We start from the raw sequence: 24076 nt of genomic DNA, 5'->3' as shown, positions 1-24076 counted from the left end.
TTCTCTTAATTACGTAATGGTTTTCCCGTTGTGAGCATGTGCTGCATCCTTGCTTGGGTTTTTGGTTCCCCGCATAAACTCAAAAACGCTTCTCGCTCTAAGTCGAGCATATATTGCTCGCTTACCAACGTTCCTGGAGGTACATCTCCTCCTGCCAAGACATGAGCCAATTTGTTTGCAATGACCACATCATGATCTGAGGCATATCCTCCTAAACGCATCTGCATGGCACCCAGCTGCATAACAGCCTTCCCTTCACGTCCTGGCACCTGAAAGTCGAAAGAGTGATGATGTGCTGATGCAGGTTGTGTTGCTAAACGCAAGGCCGCCTGCTTCGCTTCATAAATGACATGGGATTCGTTTAAGATCACTTGATCTGAGGCTCTTAAATAACCAAGACGCTTAGCATCATCGGCGCTCGTAGACACTTTCGCTGTCGCAATGGTCTCAAATAATCGATTGACCTCAGGCTGTATATCCACCTCTGTCTTCTCAAACGCTGAGCTCAGCCTTAACATATACTCCTTACAGCCTCCGCCAGCTGGAATCAAGCCAACACCTGCTTCTACTAGACCAAAGTAGGTTTCAGCCGATGCAGTGATATGATCAGCAGGTAGACAGACCTCCACACCTCCACCAAGAGCCATGCGATGTGGAGCAGCGACAACCGGCTTCTCAAAATGCTTAAGTGAGAGCATGGTTTGTTGGAACATTCGAATGATCTGATCTACCTCATCCCATTCCTCCTCCTGCGCTTCCATCAGTAGAATCATGATATTAGCTCCAACACAGAAGTTCCGTCCTTGATTGGCAATTACCATCCCATTAAAATTCTTCCGCACTTCATCCATTGATTGCTGAATCATCGTTAAAATGTCAGCACCAATCGCATTGTTGGGAGAATGGAATTCAAGACAGGCAACGCCCTCTCCAAGATCTATCAGACTTGCTCCGTTATTTTGGATGATGGTTTTGTTTTGCGCCTTTAGCGCGTGCAGATTAATCTCTTCCGGAGGCTGTTCCAGTTGATTGAACGCGCCATCTGAATAGTAGAACACGCTTCCTTGCTCTTTGTTGTAGAAGGATTCGTTTCCATTCTCTATCCACTCAGTGACCCAAGCCGGAATCTGTAAGCCCTCTTGCTCCATCCGATCAACGGAAGATTTCAAACCTATTGCATCCCATGTCTCAAATGGTCCAAGCTCCCAGTTAAAGCCCCATTTCATCGCTTCATCTATTTCAACAATGGTGTCTGCAATCTCGCCAACCTTCTCTGCAGAATAAATTAGGGTATGCTTTAAAATGTTCCATGCCATCTCAGCATATTGATCCTTACCGTTCATCAACGCTTTTAACTTATTCGCTGCTCCCTTTGCCGCTTTTGAAGCGTCAAGAGATGCTCCCTTAGGCTTTGATTGCTCTTCATATTCGTAGGTTGAGAGATTTAACGATAGAATCTGTTTCCCCTTGCTTGTTTTTTCTTTTTTGTAAAATCCCTGACCTGCTTTTTCCCCAATCCAACCATTGGCTACTACATCCTCAAGTAGCTGTGGAACCTTAAATAACTTCTTTTCTGCCGGGTCTGAAAGCTTTTCGTACATATTGTTTGAAACGAAGTAAAATGTGTCAATCCCAACTAGGTCAAGGGTCCGAAAGGTTGCACTCCTCGGTCTGCCCATCGCGGGTCCTGTTACAGCATCTACCTCTTCGATCGTATATCCCTTATCCAGCATTTCGGCTAGAGTGATAAGCATGCCGTGAGTACCAATTCGGTTGGCAATAAAGTTGGGGGTATCCTTTGCGATGACAACTTTTTTCCCGAGCTGCTTCTCACAAAATTGTTGCATTGTAGTGATAACACTTGGCTCTGTATGTTCACCAGGGATGACCTCTAAAAGCTTCATATAGCGTGGTGGATTAAAAAAGTGAGTTCCAAGGAAGTGGCTTTTAAATTCCTCCCCACACTCAGAAACCATCTCATTTATAGAGATACCTGATGTATTGGAGCTCACAATCGTGCCCGGCTCCCATACACGCTCAATTTGCTGATAGAGTGATTGTTTAATAGCTAGATTCTCGACAACTACCTCAATCACCCAGTCTACCTCTTTAATACGAGCAAGATCGTCTTCAATATTCCCAGGCGTGATAAGAGCCGCCGTTTTGTTATCGTAAAAGGGAGCTGGGTTAACCTTTTTCAGCTTCTCTATGGCCGTAGTAGCTAATCGATTACGAACGCTTACATCCGTTACATCAAGACCTCGCTCTTTTTCCTTTTCAGTCAGCTCCTTTGGCACAAGATCTAATAGTAATGTTGGTATACCTGCATTACTCAAATGCGCAGCAATAGAGGCACCCATTACACCTGATCCAATGACAGCTGCACGTTGAATGGTTTGACTCATATACGATCAACCTCCCATCAGTTAAATAGCTGATTGCTTATTCGAATGACCAAACACCGCATCCTCAAGAATTTCCGCGATGTCCCGCGCCTTTACTTGTTCAACCTCTTTTGACTTTGTACCATCCTCAAGCATTGTTAAACAGAATGGACAGGCGCTGCTAATGACCGTTGGCTCAACTGCTAATGCTTGCTCCGTTCTAGCGACATTCACTCGCTTACCCACATCTTCCTCCATCCACATCATGCCGCCTCCAGCACCACAGCACATACCATTTTCACGACTACGCTCCATTTCAATGACTTCCACGCCTTGAATGGCCTTCAAGATATCTCGAGGTTGGTCGTAAACATTGTTGTAGCGCCCTAAGTAACAGGAATCATGGTAGGTAATTCGCTCATTCACTACATGCTGAGGAATCAGACGTTTTTCTTTAACCATTTGATCCAGCAGCTCTGTATGATGAAGAACCTCAACATTCTCTAGTCCGAATTCTGGATATTCATTTTTTAGGGTGTTATAGGTATGTGGGCAAGCTGTTACAATTTGTTTCACGTTATATTTCTGCAGGGTGGCTATATTCTCTCTACATAGCTCTTGAAAAAGTAACTCGTTTCCCATTCGTCTAGGTGTATCTCCTGAATTTTTCTCTTCATTTCCAAGAATGGCGAAGTTTACGTTCGCTTTGTTTAATAATCTCGTTAAAGCGCGAGAAACCTTAATACTACGGTTATCAAAAGAACCCATTGAACCGACAAAATAAAGAATGTCAAATTCAGGGTTCTCTTTCACTGTTGGAATGCTCTCTAGTTCTGATTCTTCTGTCCAGTCTGCTCTGCTGTGACGATTAATTCCCCATGGATTCCCCTGTCGCTCAATATTTTGCATCGCCCGCTGACCGTCTGAGGGAACACTTCCTTCCATCAGCACTAAATGCCTACGCAAATCAATAATCTTATCCACATGTTCATTGGCAACCGGGCATTGATCCTCACAATTACGACATGTCGTGCACGCCCAAATCTCCTCTTCCGTCATCACATCGCCGATTAAATTAAGCTCTTCTACCTTTTTTTCTGTTGGCTGCCACATCGCTTTTTGTGTTGTCATTGTAGGTTGAATGTTCGTAATGGTATCGTGGCCCCAGTCAGTAGAATTCATTTCTACCGTTTGTACTTGATGCGTAACAGGACCAGGAAAGGCAAAAGCCGGCGTCCATGGAGTCTTGGAGGTTACGGCGCCCTTCTCCGTCAAATGATCACGAAGCTTGGTAATTAAGTGCATCGGTGAAAGGAGCTTTCCAGTATTAGAGGCAGGGCACACATTCGTACAGCGACCACATTCAACGCAGGCATAGTAATCTAGCATTTGCTTCTGAGTAAAATCCTCTATTTTTCCTACACCAAAGGACTCTGCTTCTTCATCCTCTAAATCTAATGTGTGGAGTTTCCCAACAGACGATGTCTTTTCTAGCCAAATATTAATCGGTGCTGTAATCAGATGAAAATGCTTCGACTGTGGGATATAAATAAGAAAGGCTAGCAAAATCAAAAGGTGAACCCACCAAAAACTATAGAACCAAATAGTAGCTGACAGCTCTCCCATTTGAGTAAAAGGTGCCGCTAAGACGGATGTAATTGGGGCATACCATGAAGGTTCAATATTATGAAGAATTCGCTCAAAGGCTAATGTTCCGAGCACCGATATCATTAACGAGGTAATGAGAACAATGACGATACTTGGCTTCCAGCCTTTTTTTAATCTTGGTAGCTTTTCACCGTACCTTCTCCAATAAGCGTAGCCAACAGCAAGCAAAATAAGAAATACTGTTACTTCCTGCATGAGCACAAACGCATCATAACCTGGTATTGGCAAACCCTCGTAACCGAAGCCTTTCACAATGATATCTAACGCCCCAAATTGCAAAATGATAAATCCATAGAAAACAACCAAATGCATGAGGCCACTTTTAGGATCCTTTAACAATTTGCTCTGTCCAAAAACCTGTTTACTAAATGAGGCGAAGCGCTTTTTGGTTTGATTTTCTATAGGTGTCGACTGACCTAGCTTTATGTTTCGGTAGCGACTAACCAAAATCATCGCAAAAATATACAAGCTGAAACCGCTTACAATAAGAAATGCACTAAATTGAATCCACTGCCATCCCATCAAGAACTCATCCTTTCATCCAGGAATAAGCAAACCCTTTCTACGTAGATCCTCTTCTCAACAAGATATTACCTCCCATCTGCAAAAAGACTACATAATTCGTCTTCTGTTGTTGTTGACAACATCAGGCTTTTCAAATAAGATAATAAAAAATGAATGAGTATTCATTCACTAATTAACTGAATCTTAACACCGAGGTGCTAACATGACAAGTAGAAAAAAAGAAAAATATAACCAAATTCTTAATGCGGCTGTTCATGTCTTTGCAGAAAATGGCTATCACAAGTCGCAAGTTTCAAAGATTGCAAAGGCTGCGAACGTCGCCGACGGAACGATTTACCTCTATTTTAAAAATAAAGAGGATATCCTAATTTCATTATTTCGAGAAAAGCTTGGCGAGCTTGTGGGGAAATTTCACACGAGCCTTGAGCATATATCTAATGCTGAGGAAGCGATTCATTCCATTTGTCACATTCATTTTTCAGAGCTAGAAGCTAATCCAGCCTTTGCTTATGTGACTCAAATTGAGCTACGTCAAAGCAATATGGAGATGAGAGTCGAAATCGGTCAGGCCGTGAAGCCTTACATTCAACTTCTTGAGAACACCATTGTTAAAGGGATTGAGGCAGGTCAATTCAGAAAAGAACTTGATCCCAAGCTAATTCGACTATTATTGTTTGGAGCCATGGATGAAGTGGTCACAAGCTGGCTGATCTCCGGGCAAAAGTATTCGCTTTCTGAGCAAGTCGATCCAACTGTTGAATTTTTTCTCAAAGGGTTACGAGCAGATTAATATTTTTAGAGAGGAGCTTTTCAAATGAATATCTATGTATTGGTAAAGCAAACCTTTGATACAGAAGAAAAAGTAGTTATTGAAGATGGGGCTATTTCAGAGGATGGGGTTCAGTTTGTTCTGAATCCCTATGATGAATATGCCGTTGAAGAGGCCATTCAGCTTAAGGAGCAAACAAATGGAAGCGTTTACGTTCTTTCTATTGGAACTAAACGCAGTGCTGAAGCTTTACGAACAGCCTTAGCGATGGGCGCTGATGAAGCCATTCTTATCTCAGATGATCGAATTGGTTCTGATGAAACTAGTCTTTCAAAGGTATTAGCTGCTTACCTTCAAACCCAATCCTTTGATCTGATTTTGGGCGGATATTTTTCCGTGGACAACGGTGCTGGTCAGGTAGGTATTCGAGTAGCAGACCTTTTAAATATCCCCCATGCTGGCTCCATAACAAATGTAACGGTTGATCAAGGCAAAGCAACCGTTTTGCGAGATGCTGAAGGTGATACAGAAGAACTTGAGATTGTGCTACCAGCCTTATTCACAGCCCAACAAGGCTTAAATGAGCCTCGCTACCCCAGCTTACCGGGCATTATGAAGGCAAAGAAAAAACCATTCACCACCTTATCTTTGGATGACCTAGACATTACGGAAGCAGAGCTTTCTCCAAAAACCGTAAGAATGGAGCTCTCGTTGCCAGCCAAAAGAACGGCAGGCGAGATGTTAAACGGAGATTCCTCTGAGCAAGTAAAACAACTGATCAGCCACTTAAAATCAACATCTAATTTATTTTAAGGAGGAGATGAATTCATGAGTGCAAGTATATTAGTTATTGCCGAGTACCGCGATCAGAGCATTCGTCAGGTGACCTATGAAGCCATTCAAGCCGCAAAGCAATCAACCTCTGAAGAAACCCAGATTCATGTCGCTTTGATTGGATTTGAGTTAGATCAAGCGGCACATAATTTAGCGAAATGCGGCGCGGAAACCCTTTATGTGATGGACCATGAAGACTTGCGAGATTATAATCCTGAGTCATATGCCGCGGCGGTCATGCACATTATTAAAGAGTCAGGTTCTGAAGGAGTATATTTGGGTCACACAGCAATAGGACGTGACCTGTCTCCGATCATTTCTTCCAGGCTTGATGCCGGACAAATCTCTGACGTAACCGCTATTGAAAAAGCTGGAGATGAATTTGTGTTTACCCGTCCTATTTATGCCGGTAAAGCCTCTGAGCATAAAGTATTTCGCAGTACACCGTGGGTTGTAACCATTCGACCTAATAACATACCCGCAGCTGAGGTCTCGGAAAGTGATGCGGAACGAGTAGATCTTGCTTATCCAAAACCAGATTCTCTGCGCACAACCATCCGGAATGTTGTTCAAAAATCAACAGGAACGATCGACCTCGCAGAAGCCAACGTTGTCATAGCTGGTGGCCGCGGCGTCAAAGGAACGGAAGGCTTTAAACCACTAGAAGAACTTGCAGATGTGCTAGGCGGAGCCGTTGGTGCTTCCCGAGGAGCCTGCGACGCAGAGTATTGCGATTATGCCATGCAAATCGGCCAAACGGGAAAAGTGGTCACCCCTGAAGTTTACATTGCCTGCGGAATCAGCGGCGCCATTCAACACGTCGCCGGTATGAGCCAATCCAAGCTCATCATTGCGATCAACAAAGATCCTGAAGCTCCTATCTTTAAAATCGCTGACTACGGCATTGTCGGTGACTTATTCGAAATCGTTCCATTGCTCACAGAAGAGTTCAGGGCAGCCATAGCTGCAAAAGCATAAAAAAAGCGTTACCCCTTCATGATGTGGGGGTGGCGCTTTTTTTAGTGCTGGGTAATTGGTTGCGTGTGTTTTGTTGCCCAGGCGATGAATCTGCCTTGTTTCCGATGTTTTTTCCTCTGGGGCGATGTATCTTCCTAGTTGCTATGTCCCCGCTAACAACCGCTCTATCGGTCAGTTCTACCCAAAAGCTCTTTTGTTGTCATCACTTCAGCAAATTCATGATGTAATGTTGCAAGTGAGGTATTGTGAATGGTTTCAGCGTCGTACACTACCCCGTGTTGATCAGTTAATTCGAAGCAAGCTGTGGCATCGGAAAGGAGAATTGTTTCAAAGCCAAGGTTTCCGCTCATTCTAGTGCTGGTTGAGACACAATGCGGGGTTGTAAGTCCAACGATGACTAGATTTTCAATCCCGTGGCTGCGAAGATACGGTTCAAGCTCTGTTCCAATAAAGGCGCTGTTCACCTACTTTTGAAAAATAGGTTCATGACTCAGAGGTTTTGCTGCTTCTTTAAAATCTACCAGCTCTGACTCTTTATAAAAAAGTGAGGTAGGATTATCGGAAACATGTTGTATGTGAAGAAAGGAAAAATTTAAGGCACGCCACCTAGCTATCACTTGTTTTATATTCTCTTCTGCTTGAGGGTTATTTCTTTTTCCCCATGAAGGGTGTTCAAACGCCTTTTGGACATCAATGACTACCAGTGCCTGACTCATTTATGTCCCTCCACATCCAATATGTACTGAACAAAACGAAAGGATTCCCCTCTGTCATTAGTATAAAAATTATCCTCATCTGCCGCGGTGAGAATAAATCCATTTCGCTCTAACACCTTTTGAGATGGAATATTGTTTTCGGTCGTTTTTCCAGATATTCGTTTTACTTTTGGATGTGCTGCTGCTTTTTCTATGATCAGTCTTACAGCCTCTGTGGCCATACCTTTGCCTATAAATAATTCACCAATTCGATAGCCTATGGACATCATGCCCTCTTCATCTAGATCAATTAAATTTACTCTTCCTACAATATGTGAGTCTGTATTTCTCATTAAATAAAACAAGCATTGTTCATTTTTTTGTTCTTCTAGTAGTTGCAAATGATAGGAATAGAAAGTTTCGTATTCATAGTAGAGGTCGCCACGACTTGGAATCATTTGTTCAAAAAAAGCTCGATTGATAGATTCAAACTGGAATAGCTCTTCTGCGTCACCTTCACTTAGTTTTGACAGATACACGTTCAATGCCGCTCCTCCTCTTGTTTTTTAGCTGACATCATGAGAAACATAGGTCTACGTAATTCATCCTTCATTTCCTCGGATTGCTGTAGTGCTTCCTTGGTTGGTTTAGGCTCTTCAATTGCTTGAAGTACAAATCCCGCTCGAATTAACTCGTTGGTGTAGGTGGAAATGGTGCGGTGATATTTCACTACATCCTTTGTAAGAAAACTCGTTATTCTTTTCCCCTCTTGTTGATAATCATCGATCGGCCAATAGGAGCGTGTACCTTGTTCATCAATGATCCAATCCTGCTCTTCCCTTGCTGTAAAAATAGGGTGTTCCACTGTAAATAGCAAGGTGCCCCCATTGCTTAACCATTGATATATTCGCTGAATGGTTTCCCGGTAAGCCTTTACATAATGAAAAGCAAGTGAGCTAATCACCACATCAAAGGAGTTGCTGGCGAATTTCGCCTCTTCAATCGGTCGCTGTATATATGTAATAGAAGGATTCGAATGAAGGGTTTTTGCCTTTTCAAGCATGTTGTTAGAGATGTCGATACCTGTTACTTGTGCTGCACCTTTTCCCACTGCATATCTGCAGTGCCAACCAAATCCACAGCCTAGATCCAGGACTCGTTTACCTTTAAGGTTAGGCACGTGCTTTTGTAAAACATGCCATTCACCTGCCGCTGTTAACCCATGGACAGATCTTGGCATATTCTCGTATGCACGAAAAAAATCTTCATCATCATACTTATTTTGTTTCAAGGAGATCACCATCGTTTAACGTTTTTATTAAAAGAAGTTCATCTATTAACGGAATGCCACCATTCCCGATATAAGGTATCGTAGGCTTCTGCTTCCTGGCTCTAGTTACTGCATCTGATAGGATTGCTTTTAACCTGTACCCTCTTTTTTGATAAAAACGTAGAGCGTCCAGGTTATCATTCGTTGTTACAAGTTGTATGCTTGCACAAGCTTTCTCTTTAGCTATGTTCTCAACGGCTTCTAAAAGTTTTGACCCTATGCCTTGATTCTCTTTTATGCTATCTAACGAGATGATTTCACAGTGCTCACCTTTTTGAACATAGGTAATGAGCCCAATAACCTTTGCAGAATCTACTTTATAGACAAATCCATTAAGTGTTGCGCAGTGATATACTCCGCTGGAAATAACCATTTCATCAGTGCCCCATTGTTTTTCAAAAAAAGAGACGACTTCTATTCTGTTACTTTGACTAATCTTTTCAAGGTACATACATATCTCCTTCTAACGCAAAATCAAGCTCACCAACTAATCATTTTGAGACATGTTGAGCTTGATCATGATTTGAGATGATATCGTGTTGAAGCATCGGAAGAATTAAATGATCAACGATTCTTGTAATATAGGCTATATCAAAGGATTTTCTAACTAAGAACGAGCGATAGATGAGTAACGCCGGTCCTACATCAGCTAACAGGTCCAATCTTTCCGCTTGCAATTCATGATTGGGAAGCAGAAAAGGGGTAATAATTGTAGCTATCGCTGCTCGAATTTTTTCATAAAAGTTATTGTGAAGGGCTAGCTCTAAATCCTTGTTGTGCGGTAACACAGAACCAATGGCTGTCATTGCCTGTTGGTAAACTTCGTGTTCTTCTTGGGAGCAAAGACATAATAAGTCTATTAGCTGCTGACGTAAGCTTTGACTCTTTCTCACTTTTTCTACTAAAGATTCAAATGGACTGATCGAAGAAATCGCTTCTATCACTAGCTCTACCTTTGATGGCCATCTTCTGTAAATCGTAGCCTTTCCTACTCTTGCTTGCTGTGCAATGGCTTCTATCGTCAACGAATCATAGCCAACCTGAGCAAGTAAATCGAGTGTTGTTTCAATAATAACTTGATTCCGAGTCGGATCCATCGGTCTGCCTCGTTTACTTTCCCCCTGATCTCCAGTGATCTCACTCATATGGATCCCCCTTTTGTAGAAATAGAGCAATACCTGCCTGCGGAAAGCGTTCCCCCATTTTTGATAATGAGAACAGGTCTGTTACACATACAATTATGTATTTATCATACCAGTTCTTAGTGAATCCCACAAAATACGAAACGATTGCGTTTCATTAAAGAGAGTGATATTATCTTTTAGTGAACGTTCGCGTTTCGTAATTAGAGAACACAGGGGGAGTATATATGGCTCTTAGTTCAACTGAAGAAGTTGCCGCCAAAAAAGACATGCCAGAAATAAAGGTCGTGCCACTGATGGCCGTCTTATTGTCTGGTGCATTTGTAGCTATACTTAATGAAACCATCTTAAATGTAGCCTTAAATACCATTATGCTTGATTTTAATGTAAACTCGAGCACGGTTCAGTGGTTGGTCACTGGATATATGTTAATCATTGGAACCTTAATCCCTATTTCAGCTTATTTCATGCAACGCTTTACGACTAGACAACTGTTTATTACGGCTATGACCTTATTTACAGTCGGAACGATCATTTGTGGATTTAGTCCTTCTTTCACGTTTCTATTAATAGGAAGATTAACGCAGGCTGTTGCCACTGCCATTATGATTCCCTTATTAACGAATGTCATCCTATCCGTCATTCCGATTGAACGCCGGGGAGCTGCAATGGGTATGGTTGGTTTAGTTATTATGTTTGCTCCAGCCATTGGTCCAACGATTTCAGGATTGATTGTAGAAAGCCTTTCATGGCGCTGGTTATTTTACTTTGTAGTGCCTATAGCAATCCTATCCTTACTATTTGGAATTAGAATTTTAAAGAATGTAACAGAAGTGTCTAAACCGCGCCTAGATGTCTTTTCTTTTATTCTCTCCACACTCGGGTTTGGTGGAATTGTTTACGGATTTAGTGCTGCCGGGAAAGGCGATGCCAGCTTTGCAGACCCTGTGGTATTCTCCTGTCTAATCATAGGTTTTGTCTCACTCGGGTTATTCAGCTGGAGACAGTTACGTTTAGATAAACCGATGCTTGATATTAGGGTCTTCCGCTACCCGATGTTCTTAGTCGGACTTCTGCTTGTGATGCTTGTGATGATGACCATGTTTGCGATGATGCTTGTATTGCCAATCTATATGCAGGGTGCTTTACTGTTTACTGCTGTAGCAACTGGTCTTGTTATGCTACCTGGTGGGCTAATCAATGGGGCTATGTCTCCGATTATGGGAAGATTATTTGATGCCGTTGGACCACGTCCAATCTTGATCCCAGGTACTATACTGCTCGCTATCACGGTGTTTACGTACCGTTTTTCAACACCAGGAATCCCTATCTGGATCATTGTTATTCAGCACACCTTTTTAATGATCTCTGTTGCAATGATTATGATGCCAGCACAAACAAATGGACTTAATCAGCTACCGCCAAAGCTTTATCCTCATGGAACAGCCATTGCCAACACGCTTATGCAAGTATCTGGAGCGATTGGAGCGGCTCTATTTATTGCCATTATGGAGAACGGTCAGCAAAACCATTTATCGGGGGTAAGTCAACCTTCACTTGAACAAACGGTTGAAGCCTTAACGGTTGGATCACAGCAGAGCTTTGCAACTGGATTTTACTTTGCCTGTGCCGCGGTGATTCTAGCTTTATTTGTGAGAAGAAGTAAGCAAGAACCTGTAAAATAATTTTAGATAACACTAAAAAGGACAAGATGAATGGGTGCATTAACCCTTCCTCTTGTCCTTTTGTTTTTGTTTTATGCCTCTTCTCCGACGACTGTAAAGCGACCATTTATTACAGAGCCAGATTCCACCTCATCAGCTACCGCAATGGCATAATCCGCATAGCTAATATAGCTGTTTCCAGACTTGTTAAGCAGTAGTTCTTCCCCGCCCTTTGTATAGGTGCCTGTCCGAGCTCCATCTGCTCGAAAATCAGCAGCCGGGCTAATCATTGTCCAATCAAACGATTGTACTTCCCTAAGGTCAGCCAGATTTAATCTAGATCCATCAGCAACTGGCTTAAATATCTCCGGAAAATCAGGTGTATCTATGAGTTGAGTAGTGTGTTCTTTATCCACATATAAACTGCCTGCTCCTCCTACGACAATCAGTCTTGCTGTTTTCACTTCTGCAAATAAATCAATTAATAACCGACCAAAGGTAACATGCTTATCCGAATGTTCAGGTGGGAAGCCAATGGCGTTTACTACTACATCAAATGGGTCGATGTCCTCCGTTTGAATGTCTATGGCATCTTTTTCTATAACGTTTATATTTGGTTCTGTAAGTTTAGAGGCTTGGCGTACAATTGCCGTCACCTCGTGTCCTCGTTCTTTTAATTCCGTTACGATAAGTTGACCTGCTTTACCTGTTGCTCCAATCACAGCTACGTTCATGCTAATCCCTCCAAATTTTGAATGATATTCTTTAGGAAAAAGAGAGTTACTTAGACTTTTCCGGTAAACTAGTCAATACATCTTCAAGTGTCATTTCTGCTAGCACATTCTCCATTGCAACAATTTATTCAGCGACGGATTCACACCTCTGATTGTAACCGTTAGTATTACATTTAAAAAGAAAACTAACTCATGGATAAAAAAATAAATTAGCATGCCTCAGATTTCTGACATTAATCTTTTTTTAAGCGTTGTACAACGGCTAAAAGGGCGAAGGAAAATACAATGATGGAGAAGACCCAATAATATGCCATGCCTTGATTTCCTGATTCGACGGCGATATAAATGCTGGTTGGAATGGTTTGGGTGACTCCTGCGATGCTACCTGCAAACATTAGCGTGGCACCGAATTCTCCTAATGCTCGGGCAAAGCCTAGCATATAGCCTGTAATTAAGGTACGCCAAGAAAGCGGGAGCGTCACATGCCAAAATACTTGCTTTTCAGAAGCACCCATTTGTCTGGCTGCTGCTTCCAAATCATTATCAACATGTTCAAAGCCATTCACTAGCATCTGATAGATTAAGGGAAAGGCGACAACAGAGGCCGCCAAAACAGCAGCTATATATGTAAAGACAATCGGCTGATTAAATAACACCTCAAACCACTGCCCAACGACACTTCTTCTCCCAAACATCACCAACAGTCCAAAACCGATCACAGTTGGAGGCAAAACTAATGGCAGCATCAAAAAGGTTTCAATAAATATCTTTCCTTTAAATCTCCTTTTCTTTAAGAACCACGCCGCGATGATCGCAAGAATAAACGCTAAGACACTTGCTAGGGCTACAACTCGTAAAGAAACAAATATGGGTGTCCAAAATTCCATCCTACTCTCCCCGCTCAAACCCGTACGCTTCAAAAACCGTTTGCGCGTCCTCTGTTTGTAAATATTGATAGAATGCTTCAGCTGACTCGTTTTCTTCAGCATTTGTTAATAGTCCAATAGGATAAATAATAGGTTCATGAGATTGTTCAGGGGCGGTATCAATAATCTCTATTTGATCCGACGAAAGAGCGTCTGTTTGATATACTAATCCAACATCCGTATTTCCCGTCTCAACATAGGTCAAAACCTGACGTACATCCGTCCCGTAAACAACCCTATCCTGGATCTCTTCCCAAATGCCTTGATTCTCTAATGCTTCAAGTGAGTATCTGCCAGCTGGAACACTATCAGGCTGGCCCATGGCGATTCCCTGTATATCATCGTTTGTAATGTCCTGCCATTCGCTCAGCCCTTCTGCCGCTTCAGGAGTAGAGATCATCACCAATTGGTTTTTCAGGGCATGAACTGATTCACTCACTTCCCCATCTGCCTCTAGCGTTTCCATATCCGACAAAGATGCAGATAAAAAGATGTCAGCTGGTGCACCTTGGCTAATTTGCTCTCTCAATTTTCCCGACGAGCCATAGTTAATAACTAAATTCACTTGATGCTCTTGCTCATAGTGCTCTTTAATTTCCCCAAGCGCATCCGTGAGGCTTGCCGCTGCCATGATATGAATATCGGTTGCTTCCTCATTTGCACTTCCACAGCCTGCCAATAGAAAACCAAGACCAATTAAACCTGTCCATTTTTTCATTAGTAGCTCACCTCATTTTTAATTACAGATTATTACCTTTGATTATATCTAATTATATTTAGATATATCTAGTTATAATTAGAAACAAACCTGTCTTCTCTATTATTTTTTGATAAACTTAAAGAGAAAGTGAGGTCAAAAGCCGTGAATGAACACTCGTATACGACCGAAGAAATCGCAACGATGTTAAAAGTATCTAAGCTAACCGTGTATGATTTAATAAAAAAAGGAGAGCTGCCTGCCTATCGTGTGGGCAAACAAATGCGAGTGGATTCTGAAGGATTAAACATGTATAAACAGAGAAACCGGATGAGTTATGAAGTCGACAAAAGAGACATGGCTTCCTCACCCGCTAGCAACCCAAGCTCCATTATTATTAGCGGACAAGATATGTGTCTTGACTTACTTGGGTCACAATTAGAAGCAACATCAGGTATTAAAACACTTCGTTCCAATCAGGGAAGTCTCAATAGCTTAATCTCCATGTATCAGGGACGCGGAGATATTGTGAGCGTGCATCTATTTGATGGACAGACCGGACAATATAATCTTCCTTATATAAAAAGGATCCTTACTGGAAGATCCTACATAGTCGTGAACCTCATCTGTAGACAGGCAGGATTCTATGTTCAGAAACATAATCCTAAACAGCTTTACTCCTGGAAAGACCTTCATAAGAAAAATATAAAACTTGTAAATAGAGAGATTGGGGCAGGCGCACGTATCCTGCTAGACGAGCAGTTAGATCTACACAACATTTCTCGAGAAAGTCTCATCGGCTATCAACATGAGGAAACAAGTCACCTCAGTGTAGCTAGCGTAGTTAAGCAAGGCAAAGCAGATGTAGGTGTCGGAATTGAAAAAGCCGCTGGTATCTTAGATGTAGATTTTGTACCTTTAATTGAAGAGCGCTACGATCTAGTCATACTTAAAACAACGGAGAATCAGAGTTGGATTCATCATGCACTTTCCCTCCTTCGTTCTCCAGAGTTTAAGCAAGAGCTTGAAGCATTAGGAGGCTATTCAACAAACTATACTGGGCAAATCATGTATGAACAGTAGTAAAAAATAACAAAGAGAAAAGAGGCTCTCGATGCTGCAGCTTAAGAGGTTATTAGAAATTTTTATTGTATCAACAAAGCTTGGCCTCACGTCATTTGGTGGTCCTATCGCCCATCTTGGCTATTTTCGTGAGGAATATGTTGTTCGGAGAAAGTGGCTGGAAGATAAAAGCTATGCTGATTTAGTAGCGCTTTGCCAGTTCTTGCCCGGTCCAGCAAGTAGTCAGGTTGGCATTGGTATCGGTGCAGCGAGAGCTGGGGTGGCTGGCGGATTAGTATCGTTTATTGGATTTACCCTTCCATCTGTACTTGCATTAATTATCTTTGTTTATATTGCACAAACCTATCAGTTAATGGATTCAGGATTTATTCAAGGATTAAAGGTTACAGCTGTAGCCGTTGTCGCTCATGCAATTCTTGGCATGGCGGGTAATCTTGCTCCTGATATGAAAAGAAAAACGATTGTACTGATTGCCTTACTGATTACCTTACTTATCCCTCATGTCCTTGCACAGGTCAGTGCAATTTTATTAGCTGGGGCAGCTGGCTGGTTTCTCTTTAAAGGTAAGCAAACAGACAGTGCAGGAGACATACATATTCCCTTATCAAAGCGCTTTGGCACGATCTGTTTAACGATTTTCTTTTCGTTATTAATTGGTCTTCCTTTACTCAGTGGTGCTAGTTCGGCAACATGGATCTCCATTTTTGATAGCTTCTACCGTTCAGGGTCTTTAGTTTTTGGAGGCGGGCATGTAGTTCTTCCCCTCTTAGAGCGAGAATTTGTGCCAACAGGACTCATTAGTGCAGAATCCTTTTTGGCAGGTTATGGTGCAGCTCAAGCTGTTCCCGGCCCTCTATTTACCTTTGCCGCTTATATTGGGGCAGACATGGGTGGCTGGCTAGGCGGGCTCGGGGCAACAGCAGCTATTTTTCTCCCTGCCATCTTATTGATTTTTGGCACCTTGCCATTTTGGATGGATTTACAGAAGAATCAACATATGAAAGCAGCGGTCCTAGGCATTAATGCAGCCGTTGTGGGCATTTTAATCTCTGCCTTTTACCAGCCAATTTGGACCACTTCTATTTTAACTGTATATGATTTCTCTTTAGCTGCGTTATTATTTTTTATGCTAGCGTACTGGAAGCTTCCTCCTTGGGTTGTTGTAGTAACAGGAGCGGTTGTGGGTCAGCTTTTGGCTGTTTTGTAGTAGATATTTTTATTAGAAATTGCAGGTAGACGCACTTCACAAAGAAATCCGTACCACTATGAGCGGTACGGATTTCTTTAATGGTTTTTAAGCAACATCATAGCCTTGGTCATCGATGACTTCTTCAATCTTTGCTTGACCTGTTACATTTTCATCAAAGGAAATCTTCACAGATGCTTCTTCAAGACTGACTTTAACCTCTTCTACCCCTTCTAATTCTCCTACAGCTCCTTCAATCGCCTGAACACAGTGGCCGCAGGACATTCCTTTTACGTTTAACGTAATTGATTTCATGCTTCCTCATCTCCTTTGAGTGTTTTTGCTATCTTTATTTTACGTTTTATTTCTCTTTAATCCCAATGGAAAGGCCTGTACTACGCTTCATCAATGTTGATCATGTACTTCCTCAGAATGACTTCCACTAATAAAAGGGTTCTCTCCCGTTATCAAACTATAACTCGTTATAACTAAGGCTACATATATGACGGCACTAATCACCCAAAGCTTCATATAGACCTCTCCTTCTTGCCAAGCTTAAGTCGTTGCAACCGTAAGGCGTTTAAGACAACAGATACAGAGCTAAAAGCCATCGCTGCTCCAGCAACCCACGGGGCAAGTAAGCCAATCGCTGCAATCGGAATCGACGCGGAATTATAGAAAAAAGCAAAAAACAAGTTCTGTTTAATATTTCGCATAGTTTTTGTGCTGAGCTCGATGCTGTCGGCCACACTATGAAGATCGCCTCGCATCAATGTAAGGTCAGCCGCTTCTATGGCAATATCAGTTCCCGTGCCAATGGCCATACCAATATCTGCTACTGCCAGTGCAGGTGCATCATTAATGCCATCGCCGACCATCGCTACTTTTTTCCCTTCAGCCTGAAGCTTTTGAATGACCTCTGCTTTTTGCTCCGGTACAACCTCTGCAATCACGCGATCTACACCCACCTGTTGACCGATCGCCTGAGCTGTTCGCTCATTATCTCCTGTCAGCATGATGACCTCTAGCCCTAAATGGTGCAGTCGCCCGATGGCTGCCGTAGATGTTTCTTTTACTGAATCCGCGACAGCCACGATACCAGCTACTTGTTTGTTTTTAGCAACTAGCATCGCTGTTTTGCCTTGCTTTTCTAATTCGATCATTTGCTTATCAAACAATTGAACGTCGATCTGCTGCTGAATAAACAGCCTACGAGTCCCAACAAAAATTTCTGCCTCATTGAAGATTGCTTTTATTCCATAACCGGGTATAGCCTCGAATGATTCTACATCCTGTAGATGAATGCCTCGCTCTTTTGCACCTTTTACAATCGCTTCCGCAAGTGGATGCTCAGAGCCCTGCTCACTCGAACCTGCAATAGCTAGTAGTTCCCCCTCTGTAAACCCTTCTGCTACGATCACGTCTGTTAATTCTGGCTCACCTTTTGTGATGGTACCCGTTTTATCGAGAACAACGGTTTGTATGGCACGTGTATGCTCCAAATGTTCTCCCCCTTTAAAGAGGATCCCTAATTCAGCCGCACGACCAGAACCTGCCATAACTGAGGTTGGTGTAGCAAGTCCCAAAGCACACGGACAAGCGATCACTAGAATTGTGATGAACGGAACAATCGCTGATCTCATATTCCCCGGATCTACGATGAAATACCACACGAAAAAGGTGGCTACTGCAATCATCACAACTACTGGTACAAATACCCCAGATACCCTGTCTGCTAATCGTTGAATATCCGCTTTGCTTCCTTGCGCTTCTTCTACAATTTTTACAATTTGGGCAAGGGCAGTATCTCTTCCAACCTTTGTTGCTCTCAGTCTCAGGCTACCGTTTTTATTTATGGTCGAACCAATCACTGAATCTCCTGGGTTTTTATCAACAGGCATGCTTTCTCCTGTAAGCATTGATTCATCAATAGCTGATTGACCCTCTTCAATTATACCGTCCACCGGTATCTTTTCACCCGGCCTGACAATTAATAAATCCCCACTAATTACGCTTTCTAAAGGGAGCTCAAGCTCCTCACCATCGCGAATCACTCTAGCCCTTTTAGCCTGTAATCCAAGGAGTTTCTGAATCGCTTGACCGGTTCGGCCTTTCGCTCGCACCTCAAATAACTTGCCGAGTAACACAAGCGTAATAATGATGGCAGCCGCTTCAAAGTAAAGCTCAGGCATGCCCACCTGACCACCTTGGTACCACTCCCAGCCTAAGAAAATGCTGTAGAAGAAGGCAACCGTGGTTCCTAAAGCAATGAGTACATCCATATTGGCACTTTTGTTTCGAAGCGCGCTGTATGCCCCCCGGTAGAACTGGGCACCGACTATAAATTGCACTGGGGCTGCAAGCGCCAGTTGCACCCACGGATTCATAAATATGTGAGGCATATAGAGGAAGGATGTAAACTCAAAGTGAGTGACCATCGTCCAAAGAAGAGGGAAGGATAGTATCGCAGAGAAAATAAATTTCCCTGTTTGCTTCTTAATTTCGTCCTCCTTCCCTTTAGAGGCGGCTTCCTCAGACACTTTGGGTTGCATACTAAAACCTAGCTTCCTTACAGCCTCCTGCATCTCAACGCTTGAAATCTGATTCCGATTGAACTCCACCGCTGTATTTTCTAAAGCAAAATTAACCGATACCTGAGATACCCCTTCAAGCTTAGACAAGCGTTTCTCAATTCGATTAGCGCAAGCTGCGCATGTCATACCAGTAATATCAAACGTTTGCTTATCATAAGCAACCTCATAGCCTAACTTGTTAATCTTGTCACTAAAATGCTGAACAGTGGTTTGCTCAGGATCATATATAATCGTTGTTTTTTCATTAGCAAAATTAACATTTGCACGTTGAACACCATCTATTTTAGAGAGCCCTTTTTCAATCCTGTTTGCACAGGCTGCACAAGTCATACCATTAATTTGTAGAGAAACTTCCTTAGTCTCCTGCACCTGGCCAACCTCCTTTAAAAAACCAGTTACTTTAAATGACTTTTTATTTATATATAATGTAACATACCCCCATACGGTATTCAAGTTTTTAAGAAGGATTCGCCGAAGGTATTGATGATAAGGGGTTTTTCGTTAAATTGGCGCTCCACCTCTTAGTTTGGCGTTAACTCCTCTTTTCTATGAATAGAGTCCAAACATATAGTGTGAATTACATCGATGTAAAGAAATAGAGGACGAATCATGTTTGATTTCTTCGGCTGCCGCTCCCGAAAATGGGGGCACTTACCTGAGGGAAGGTAATGAGCTAACCCGACTTCGTCGATTTATCTCATTGAACCCTTTTCATCCCGCAAGTGTCGGCCCACCATTTTCGTCCGCTTGTTTAGATAGGTATTGGAATCAGTATTTACACAACAACAAGGAATTTACCTGCTTTATGTCATGCTTCTTGGTTAGGTGCTCCTACTTCTTGGTATTGCTCGGGAACTTCTTGCTATCGCGTCCTCGCTCTTGGTTAGGTACTCCTTCCTCTTGCTATTACTCACGTTCTTCTTGCTATCGCATCCTCGCTCTTGGTTAGGAGTTCATTCCTCTTGGTATTACTCACGTTCTTCTTGCTATCGCGTCCTCGCTCTTGGTGAGGAGCTCCTTCCTATTGCTATTGCTCACATCCTTCTTGCTATCGCGTCCTCGCTCTTGGTGAGGAGCTCCTTCCTCTTGGTTTTGCTCGCGTTCTTCTTGCTCTCTCACCCTCGCTCTTGGTGAGGAGCTCCTTCCTATTGCTATTGCTCACGTTCTTCTTACTATGCTGGGCTTCTTTCTTGGTAACTCACTCCTATTCTTGGTTTGTCGATCTAATCAACAAATTCCAGCATCGTCACTCGCGCGCATATTGTGCATTCCTTTTATCCGTTGTATGTATATCTTGTAAAAAACGCTTGAGTTCTTTTTCATTCTTAATCGTAATACAGTTAAGGTTATTTTCTTTTATATAGCGTAAGAGTTTTGGCTTCGCACTATATTCAAAATCGTGATTCCATTTAAACATATCTAAAAAAATCTTAAATGTAGGATCGTAATGAGATGCTTCTTTTCCCGTAATTTGCTTCAAATACCTCAGAGTGATGCGATATATTCTAAGAAGATAAGGCGTATCTATAAATATGACAAGCTGGGCGCGGTCAAAGGTATGAAGTACCCAATTTTGAAAGTGAACACCTTCAATGATCCAGCTAGTAGAATTAAGCAGACTGCTAAGATAGTTATCTCGCTCCTGCTCCGTTCTTCTAATATCTCCACCAGATGAATCTCTTTTCCAGACCACAGTATCAAGCTCATAATAAGGAATCTGCACTTTATTAGAGAGGATTTTTGCTAATGTAGTTTTTCCACTACCTACCGATCCAACAATTCGAATTTTTTCAGGGCGCGTATTCAATAAAAGACCTCCATGCTTAAATAATGATTGAGACAACTTCTACCATTTAGTATTCTAAATAAAGGAGGAGATAACATGATTAGGAAGCTAACAAAGGATGACACTGAAAATTGCTTGCAGTTCCTCAAACAGAAGCCAGCTGAGAATCTATTTATTATTGGAGATATTGAAGCCTTTGGCATGGAGACAGACTTCCAAACCTGCTGGGGCGAATTTAATGAACAAGGTGAATTCGTGGCGGTGCTATTGAAATATTACGAGAATTACATCCCTTATGCACCGGCTACTTTTAATGCTTCAGCTTTTGCAGGCATTATGAAACAGGACCCCAAGTTCGGAGCTATGTCCTGCTTAAAGGCAGTTGCCGAACAAATTGAACCATTCCTACCATCCTATCAAATTAAAAGAGAATTGTATTATGCAAAGTGCATAGCTGTAGCTCCAGAAATACATAAAAGCAACAACATAGTTGAAACAGCTATTCCGGATGATGCAGAAGAATTGGTACAATTTCTTGGGGAGATCCCTGAGTTTAGTGCTAGTCAACCTTTATCCGTTGAGAAAAAACGCGAGGATCTAGAGACAGGCTTTTCCCGTTCATTTATCGTTCGCCAAGAGGGCTCGATTGTAGCCAATGCCTCAACGACAGCGGAGAATTCATCTTCTGCCATGGTCATTGCTGTTGCCACTCTTGATGCATATAAAAACAAAGGCTATGCCACAGCCTGTGTACATAACCTTTGCCAAGCTTTACTTAATGAAGGCAAGGAACCCTGCCTTTTTTATGATAACCCGAAAGCCGGCTCTATTTATAAACGTATTGGTTTTCGTGATATCGGCTTTTGGATGATGTATCACTTTTAATCTTGTTTATTTGAGTGTTGGCCGAGTTAGTTTTAATATGGTATGACCACCAGATTGAAACTCGTAGGAAACCCTTTGTTCCTCGGCCTTCACGCCATATTCACTAAGCTCAGCGACCATTTTATTAATATGCACGCTCCGTTTCCCCTCCAGATTAATTAATGGGAAGATTCGAACTTCTTTTGCCACTCTTAGAAACTCTTTGATCGTATCTAGATGAAAAGAATAGCTAAGTCGATCATCATACATAAATAGAAAATGAGCTGATAATAGTAATTCAAATGATTTATCTGCAAAAGGTATGGATGGAAGCTCTGTGTAAATGTACCTCTCTTGATTTACCAACCGATCTTGAACAAATGTATTAAACGCATAAAGGCGGGTGCGTTTGAGGTCCTCAACGTCCTTAAAATAACTCCACACATACCGGTCTTTCGCTTGCTCCACATGTCTCATCGCATGCTCAATGTCGTGCTCACCTTTTTTCGCAATGTCCTCTGTGGCAAATCGATACGCAATATCACATGCAGTCACCTGCAATCCCTTGTTATTTCCTTCTGCAGTAAATGAACACGCACCAGCGGGACAATCCAAAATCTTTTTCCCCTTCATCTCTTCTAATGAAAGGTCAAACATACTCATATATTCATCAAACGTTCGGCCAATAAAAACAATCTTCTCTAAACCTACACTCTGCTCTTCTCTGCTCAACTACCTCACCTCCGCTAGAAAAAACGTGATCAACCATTACATGGCCCCTTCTCTTACTCACCATGTTTACCTCCGCCTTCAACGTCACCAATACCCCAAACACCATTTTTCTCACTATAAACAAATTCATAGTTGTGGCCAGGTTCATCCCTAAATGTTACAACGGTTATGTATGCCGTTCTCTTCTCATTTTTAAAGTTATACCCCGTTTCTATAGAGGCGATTTCAGCTGGTGAATAATGCTTTTCATCAACTAAGTATGCATAAACCTCTGCATCAGACTTCGAGATGACATTAGGATCACCGTAAATAAAGCGATAGCCGAAAAAACCAATCGTTGCAATGACAATAACCATGAAGCCTATGGGGATTAAATGGTACTATTCATTGATTGCAACTCCTTATTTACTTCCTTAAACATGTCATGGATACAACTCCATCTTTTTTAAATAAACAGTCCTGATAGGTTTTGGTTAGTCATTTGAAGAATGGGTCTTGCTTCTTTGCTTAATAAGTAATTAAATTTGGGTCTTGGTTTAGATATCAGTTCCTTCTCTACTAACTCTTGGTTATGTAATTGATTAAGTCTGGTGGAAATTATACGTGGGGTCGGCTTATCTAAGAGTCTGCGTATAGAATTAAATTCATGGTACTCATAATAAAGCGCGATGAGCACTGGCCAGTTCCATGCCTTACCAGCAAGAAACCCCTTGTTCAGTTGCTCTTCTGAGTGCGATAGCACTAGAGCTGCTTCCTTCATAAAGAGCCCTTTTTCTGTTAGTTTGTATTCTGGGAGTAATGGATGATTTCTTTCAAATGGTGACTGCTGCTGGATGAGCCCAGCTGTACACATCACTATTAAGTTGTCGCTTAATCTTGAAGGAGCGATTTGCAGAGCATTTTTAAGCGGTGTGAAACGGCCTCCTGAACTCTCTACATTTAAAAGAATTGGAATCATCCACTTGCCAGAAAGATCTCTTGTGATGTTTACTAGTTGAACTGCTTGGTTCATTATGTGCCTATCAAAGTTTGTGAAAGCTCAAGATCATGTCCATCTGGGTCTTTAAATGTAATCAACTTAACATAACCTGGAATGGTCGTTACCTCACCATTAAATTCAATTCCTCGTTGCTTAAGCTCCTTTACAGCCACCTCAATATCTTCAACTTCAAAAACAGCAGCTGCAGTAGAAGGAATCACCTTTTCAGCTTCAGAAAAACCAATAAAGCTATCTATTGTATTTGTACGTACACACCCCATTCCATTTTCCTTATCAAAAAACTCTTCCTCAAAACCAACCTTATCTTTGTAAAACGATAATGTTTCCTCGATATCCGCAACACTATACCACAATGTTAATCCTGACTTAAACATTCACATCACTCCCATAATTTTCATAGTTACTACCGAAAATATACTTGATATTTTTTCGTTAGTCAATGAAAACATTGAATTATCTGAAAAAAATATGTACAATTCTTTTTC

The 24076-nt window shown here is 42.0% G+C and carries 24 protein-coding genes and 1 pseudogene; 7 read left to right on the top strand and 18 right to left on the bottom strand.

The window, feature by feature from the left end:
* Window positions 1-5: 5 nt before the first annotated feature.
* Together FN960_RS13835 and FN960_RS13830 are read right to left on the bottom strand one after the other, a co-directional pair.
* Window positions 6-2405: a 3-hydroxyacyl-CoA dehydrogenase/enoyl-CoA hydratase family protein gene (locus FN960_RS13835; protein ID WP_143849320.1), complete on the bottom strand. Its 2400-nt coding sequence runs from the start codon at window positions 2403-2405 to the stop codon at window positions 6-8.
* A 21-nt stretch (window positions 2406-2426) separates the two neighbouring features.
* Window positions 2427-4574 (bottom strand): (Fe-S)-binding protein, encoded by a 2148-nt coding sequence (locus FN960_RS13830; protein WP_143849319.1) that lies wholly within the window; start codon window positions 4572-4574, stop codon window positions 2427-2429.
* 205 nt (window positions 4575-4779) lie between these two features.
* Between FN960_RS13830 and fadR the strand changes: the two genes are divergently transcribed.
* The 3 genes from fadR to FN960_RS13815 are packed head-to-tail and all read left to right on the top strand — an operon-like array spanning window position 4780 to window position 7158.
* Window positions 4780-5367 (top strand): fatty acid metabolism transcriptional regulator FadR, encoded by a 588-nt coding sequence (gene fadR, locus FN960_RS13825; protein WP_143849318.1) that lies wholly within the window; start codon window positions 4780-4782, stop codon window positions 5365-5367.
* Between the two features lie 24 nt (window positions 5368-5391).
* A complete protein-coding gene (locus FN960_RS13820) occupies window positions 5392-6159 on the top strand; it encodes an electron transfer flavoprotein subunit beta/FixA family protein (protein ID WP_143849317.1) in 768 nt (255 codons plus the stop codon).
* Between the two features lie 15 nt (window positions 6160-6174).
* A complete protein-coding gene (locus FN960_RS13815; protein WP_143849316.1) occupies window positions 6175-7158 on the top strand; it encodes an electron transfer flavoprotein subunit alpha/FixB family protein in 984 nt (327 codons plus the stop codon).
* A 164-nt stretch (window positions 7159-7322) separates the two neighbouring features.
* Here FN960_RS13815 and FN960_RS13810 read toward each other — a convergent pair.
* The 5 genes and pseudogenes from FN960_RS13810 to FN960_RS13790 form a co-directional block, all read right to left on the bottom strand.
* A pseudogene (locus FN960_RS13810) lies at window positions 7323-7874 on the bottom strand (cysteine hydrolase family protein).
* A complete protein-coding gene (locus FN960_RS13805; protein WP_260682018.1) occupies window positions 7871-8392 on the bottom strand; it encodes a GNAT family N-acetyltransferase in 522 nt (173 codons plus the stop codon). The pseudogene FN960_RS13810 and the gene FN960_RS13805 overlap by 4 nt, the downstream one beginning before the upstream one ends.
* 2 nt (window positions 8393-8394) lie before the next feature.
* The gene (locus FN960_RS13800) at window positions 8395-9144 is read right to left on the bottom strand and encodes a class I SAM-dependent methyltransferase (protein ID WP_143849314.1); all 750 of its coding nucleotides are present in this window, start codon (window positions 9142-9144) and stop codon (window positions 8395-8397) included.
* The gene (locus FN960_RS13795; RefSeq protein ID WP_143849313.1) at window positions 9131-9634 is read right to left on the bottom strand and encodes a GNAT family N-acetyltransferase; all 504 of its coding nucleotides are present in this window, start codon (window positions 9632-9634) and stop codon (window positions 9131-9133) included. The genes FN960_RS13800 and FN960_RS13795 overlap by 14 nt, the downstream gene beginning before the upstream one ends.
* A 40-nt stretch (window positions 9635-9674) precedes the next feature.
* The gene (locus FN960_RS13790; protein WP_143849312.1) at window positions 9675-10328 is read right to left on the bottom strand and encodes a TetR/AcrR family transcriptional regulator; all 654 of its coding nucleotides are present in this window, start codon (window positions 10326-10328) and stop codon (window positions 9675-9677) included.
* A gap of 224 nt (window positions 10329-10552) precedes the next feature.
* Here FN960_RS13790 and FN960_RS13785 point away from each other — a divergent pair, with 224 nt between their 5' ends.
* Window positions 10553-12010, top strand: a complete 1458-nt coding sequence (locus FN960_RS13785; protein WP_143849311.1) for an MDR family MFS transporter — start codon at window positions 10553-10555, stop codon at window positions 12008-12010.
* 71 nt (window positions 12011-12081) lie between these two features.
* Here FN960_RS13785 and FN960_RS13780 read toward each other — a convergent pair whose 3' ends face one another.
* From FN960_RS13780 to modA, 3 genes are all read right to left on the bottom strand, one after another.
* On the bottom strand, window positions 12082-12723 hold the full coding sequence (locus FN960_RS13780) for an NAD(P)-dependent oxidoreductase (protein ID WP_143849310.1): 642 nt from the start codon (window positions 12721-12723) through the stop codon (window positions 12082-12084).
* A 233-nt stretch (window positions 12724-12956) separates the two neighbouring features.
* Window positions 12957-13610 (bottom strand): molybdate ABC transporter permease subunit, encoded by a 654-nt coding sequence (gene modB, locus FN960_RS13775; RefSeq protein WP_143849309.1) that lies wholly within the window; start codon window positions 13608-13610, stop codon window positions 12957-12959.
* A gap of 1 nt (window position 13611) precedes the next feature.
* Window positions 13612-14367: a molybdate ABC transporter substrate-binding protein gene (gene modA, locus FN960_RS13770; RefSeq protein ID WP_143849308.1), complete on the bottom strand. Its 756-nt coding sequence runs from the start codon at window positions 14365-14367 to the stop codon at window positions 13612-13614.
* Between the two features lie 144 nt (window positions 14368-14511).
* On the opposite strand from modA, the gene FN960_RS13765 reads away from it, so the two are divergent.
* Window positions 14512-15429 carry a helix-turn-helix transcriptional regulator gene (locus FN960_RS13765; RefSeq protein ID WP_143849307.1) on the top strand — a complete coding sequence of 306 codons (918 nt, stop codon included), beginning with the start codon at window positions 14512-14514 and terminating at the stop codon, window positions 15427-15429.
* A 31-nt stretch (window positions 15430-15460) separates the two neighbouring features.
* On the top strand, window positions 15461-16636 hold the full coding sequence (gene chrA, locus FN960_RS13760; RefSeq protein WP_143849306.1) for a chromate efflux transporter: 1176 nt from the start codon (window positions 15461-15463) through the stop codon (window positions 16634-16636).
* Between the two features lie 87 nt (window positions 16637-16723).
* Here the strand turns inward: chrA and copZ are convergent, their stop codons facing one another.
* From copZ to FN960_RS13745, 4 genes are all read right to left on the bottom strand, one after another.
* Entirely contained in the window at window positions 16724-16930 is a 207-nt protein-coding gene (copZ, locus tag FN960_RS13755; RefSeq protein WP_143849305.1) for a copper chaperone CopZ, read from the bottom strand.
* Window positions 16931-17020: 90 nt separating this feature from the next.
* Window positions 17021-17146 (bottom strand): hypothetical protein, encoded by a 126-nt coding sequence (locus FN960_RS23215; protein ID WP_260682008.1) that lies wholly within the window; start codon window positions 17144-17146, stop codon window positions 17021-17023.
* Window positions 17143-19539 (bottom strand): heavy metal translocating P-type ATPase, encoded by a 2397-nt coding sequence (locus tag FN960_RS13750; protein ID WP_438799887.1) that lies wholly within the window; start codon window positions 19537-19539, stop codon window positions 17143-17145. Before FN960_RS13750 ends, FN960_RS23215 begins: the two co-directional genes overlap by 4 nt.
* Before the next feature lie 916 nt (window positions 19540-20455).
* Complete coding sequence (locus FN960_RS13745; protein WP_143849303.1) at window positions 20456-21016, bottom strand: P-loop NTPase family protein; 561 nt, start codon at window positions 21014-21016, stop codon at window positions 20456-20458.
* A gap of 75 nt (window positions 21017-21091) precedes the next feature.
* On the opposite strand from FN960_RS13745, the gene FN960_RS13740 reads away from it, so the two are divergent.
* Window positions 21092-21880: a GNAT family N-acetyltransferase gene (locus FN960_RS13740; protein WP_143849302.1), complete on the top strand. Its 789-nt coding sequence runs from the start codon at window positions 21092-21094 to the stop codon at window positions 21878-21880.
* A 6-nt stretch (window positions 21881-21886) separates the two neighbouring features.
* On the opposite strand, the gene FN960_RS13735 is transcribed toward FN960_RS13740, so the two are convergent.
* The 4 genes from FN960_RS13735 to FN960_RS13720 form a co-directional block, all read right to left on the bottom strand.
* The gene (locus FN960_RS13735; RefSeq protein WP_143849301.1) at window positions 21887-22591 is read right to left on the bottom strand and encodes an SAM-dependent methyltransferase; all 705 of its coding nucleotides are present in this window, start codon (window positions 22589-22591) and stop codon (window positions 21887-21889) included.
* Window positions 22592-22644: 53 nt separating this feature from the next.
* Window positions 22645-22947: a DUF3139 domain-containing protein gene (locus FN960_RS13730; RefSeq protein WP_143849300.1), complete on the bottom strand. Its 303-nt coding sequence runs from the start codon at window positions 22945-22947 to the stop codon at window positions 22645-22647.
* A gap of 89 nt (window positions 22948-23036) precedes the next feature.
* Window positions 23037-23603, bottom strand: coding sequence for a winged helix-turn-helix transcriptional regulator (locus FN960_RS13725; RefSeq protein WP_143849299.1), 567 nt, complete (start codon window positions 23601-23603; stop codon window positions 23037-23039).
* On the bottom strand, window positions 23603-23965 hold the full coding sequence (locus tag FN960_RS13720) for a VOC family protein (protein ID WP_143849298.1): 363 nt from the start codon (window positions 23963-23965) through the stop codon (window positions 23603-23605). Before FN960_RS13720 ends, FN960_RS13725 begins: the two co-directional genes overlap by 1 nt.
* Window positions 23966-24076: the final 111 nt, after the last annotated feature.

The sequence above is a fragment of the Alkalicoccobacillus porphyridii genome (assembly GCF_007293315.1).
Taxonomy (GTDB): Bacteria; Bacillota; Bacilli; order Bacillales; family Bacillaceae_D; genus Alkalicoccobacillus; species Alkalicoccobacillus porphyridii.
Note: the sequence above shows the minus strand (reverse complement) of the source record. Positions and strands in the feature narration are given on the sequence as shown.

Coding starts and splice junctions, on each gene's coding strand:
- FN960_RS13730 (WP_143849300.1), bottom strand. CDS start 22,947: ATGGTTATTGTCATTGCAACGATTGGTTTTTTCGGCTATCGCTTTATT.
- modB (WP_143849309.1), bottom strand. CDS start 13,610: ATGGAATTTTGGACACCCATATTTGTTTCTTTACGAGTTGTAGCCCTA.
- copZ (WP_143849305.1), bottom strand. CDS start 16,930: ATGAAATCAATTACGTTAAACGTAAAAGGAATGTCCTGCGGCCACTGT.
- modA (WP_143849308.1), bottom strand. CDS start 14,367: ATGAAAAAATGGACAGGTTTAATTGGTCTTGGTTTTCTATTGGCAGGC.
- FN960_RS13795 (WP_143849313.1), bottom strand. CDS start 9,634: ATGTACCTTGAAAAGATTAGTCAAAGTAACAGAATAGAAGTCGTCTCT.
- FN960_RS13815 (WP_143849316.1), top strand. CDS start 6,175: ATGAGTGCAAGTATATTAGTTATTGCCGAGTACCGCGATCAGAGCATT.
- FN960_RS13750 (WP_438799887.1), bottom strand. CDS start 19,539: ATGACTTGTGCAGCCTGTGCAAACAGGATTGAAAAAGGGCTCTCTAAA.
- FN960_RS13780 (WP_143849310.1), bottom strand. CDS start 12,723: ATGAACGTAGCTGTGATTGGAGCAACAGGTAAAGCAGGTCAACTTATC.
- FN960_RS13740 (WP_143849302.1), top strand. CDS start 21,092: ATGATTAGGAAGCTAACAAAGGATGACACTGAAAATTGCTTGCAGTTC.
- fadR (WP_143849318.1), top strand. CDS start 4,780: ATGACAAGTAGAAAAAAAGAAAAATATAACCAAATTCTTAATGCGGCT.
- FN960_RS13725 (WP_143849299.1), bottom strand. CDS start 23,603: ATGAACCAAGCAGTTCAACTAGTAAACATCACAAGAGATCTTTCTGGC.
- FN960_RS23215 (WP_260682008.1), bottom strand. CDS start 17,146: ATGAAGCTTTGGGTGATTAGTGCCGTCATATATGTAGCCTTAGTTATA.
- FN960_RS13720 (WP_143849298.1), bottom strand. CDS start 23,965: ATGTTTAAGTCAGGATTAACATTGTGGTATAGTGTTGCGGATATCGAG.
- FN960_RS13790 (WP_143849312.1), bottom strand. CDS start 10,328: ATGAGTGAGATCACTGGAGATCAGGGGGAAAGTAAACGAGGCAGACCG.
- FN960_RS13830 (WP_143849319.1), bottom strand. CDS start 4,574: ATGGGATGGCAGTGGATTCAATTTAGTGCATTTCTTATTGTAAGCGGT.
- FN960_RS13835 (WP_143849320.1), bottom strand. CDS start 2,405: ATGAGTCAAACCATTCAACGTGCAGCTGTCATTGGATCAGGTGTAATG.
- chrA (WP_143849306.1), top strand. CDS start 15,461: ATGCTGCAGCTTAAGAGGTTATTAGAAATTTTTATTGTATCAACAAAG.
- FN960_RS13785 (WP_143849311.1), top strand. CDS start 10,553: ATGGCTCTTAGTTCAACTGAAGAAGTTGCCGCCAAAAAAGACATGCCA.
- FN960_RS13820 (WP_143849317.1), top strand. CDS start 5,392: ATGAATATCTATGTATTGGTAAAGCAAACCTTTGATACAGAAGAAAAA.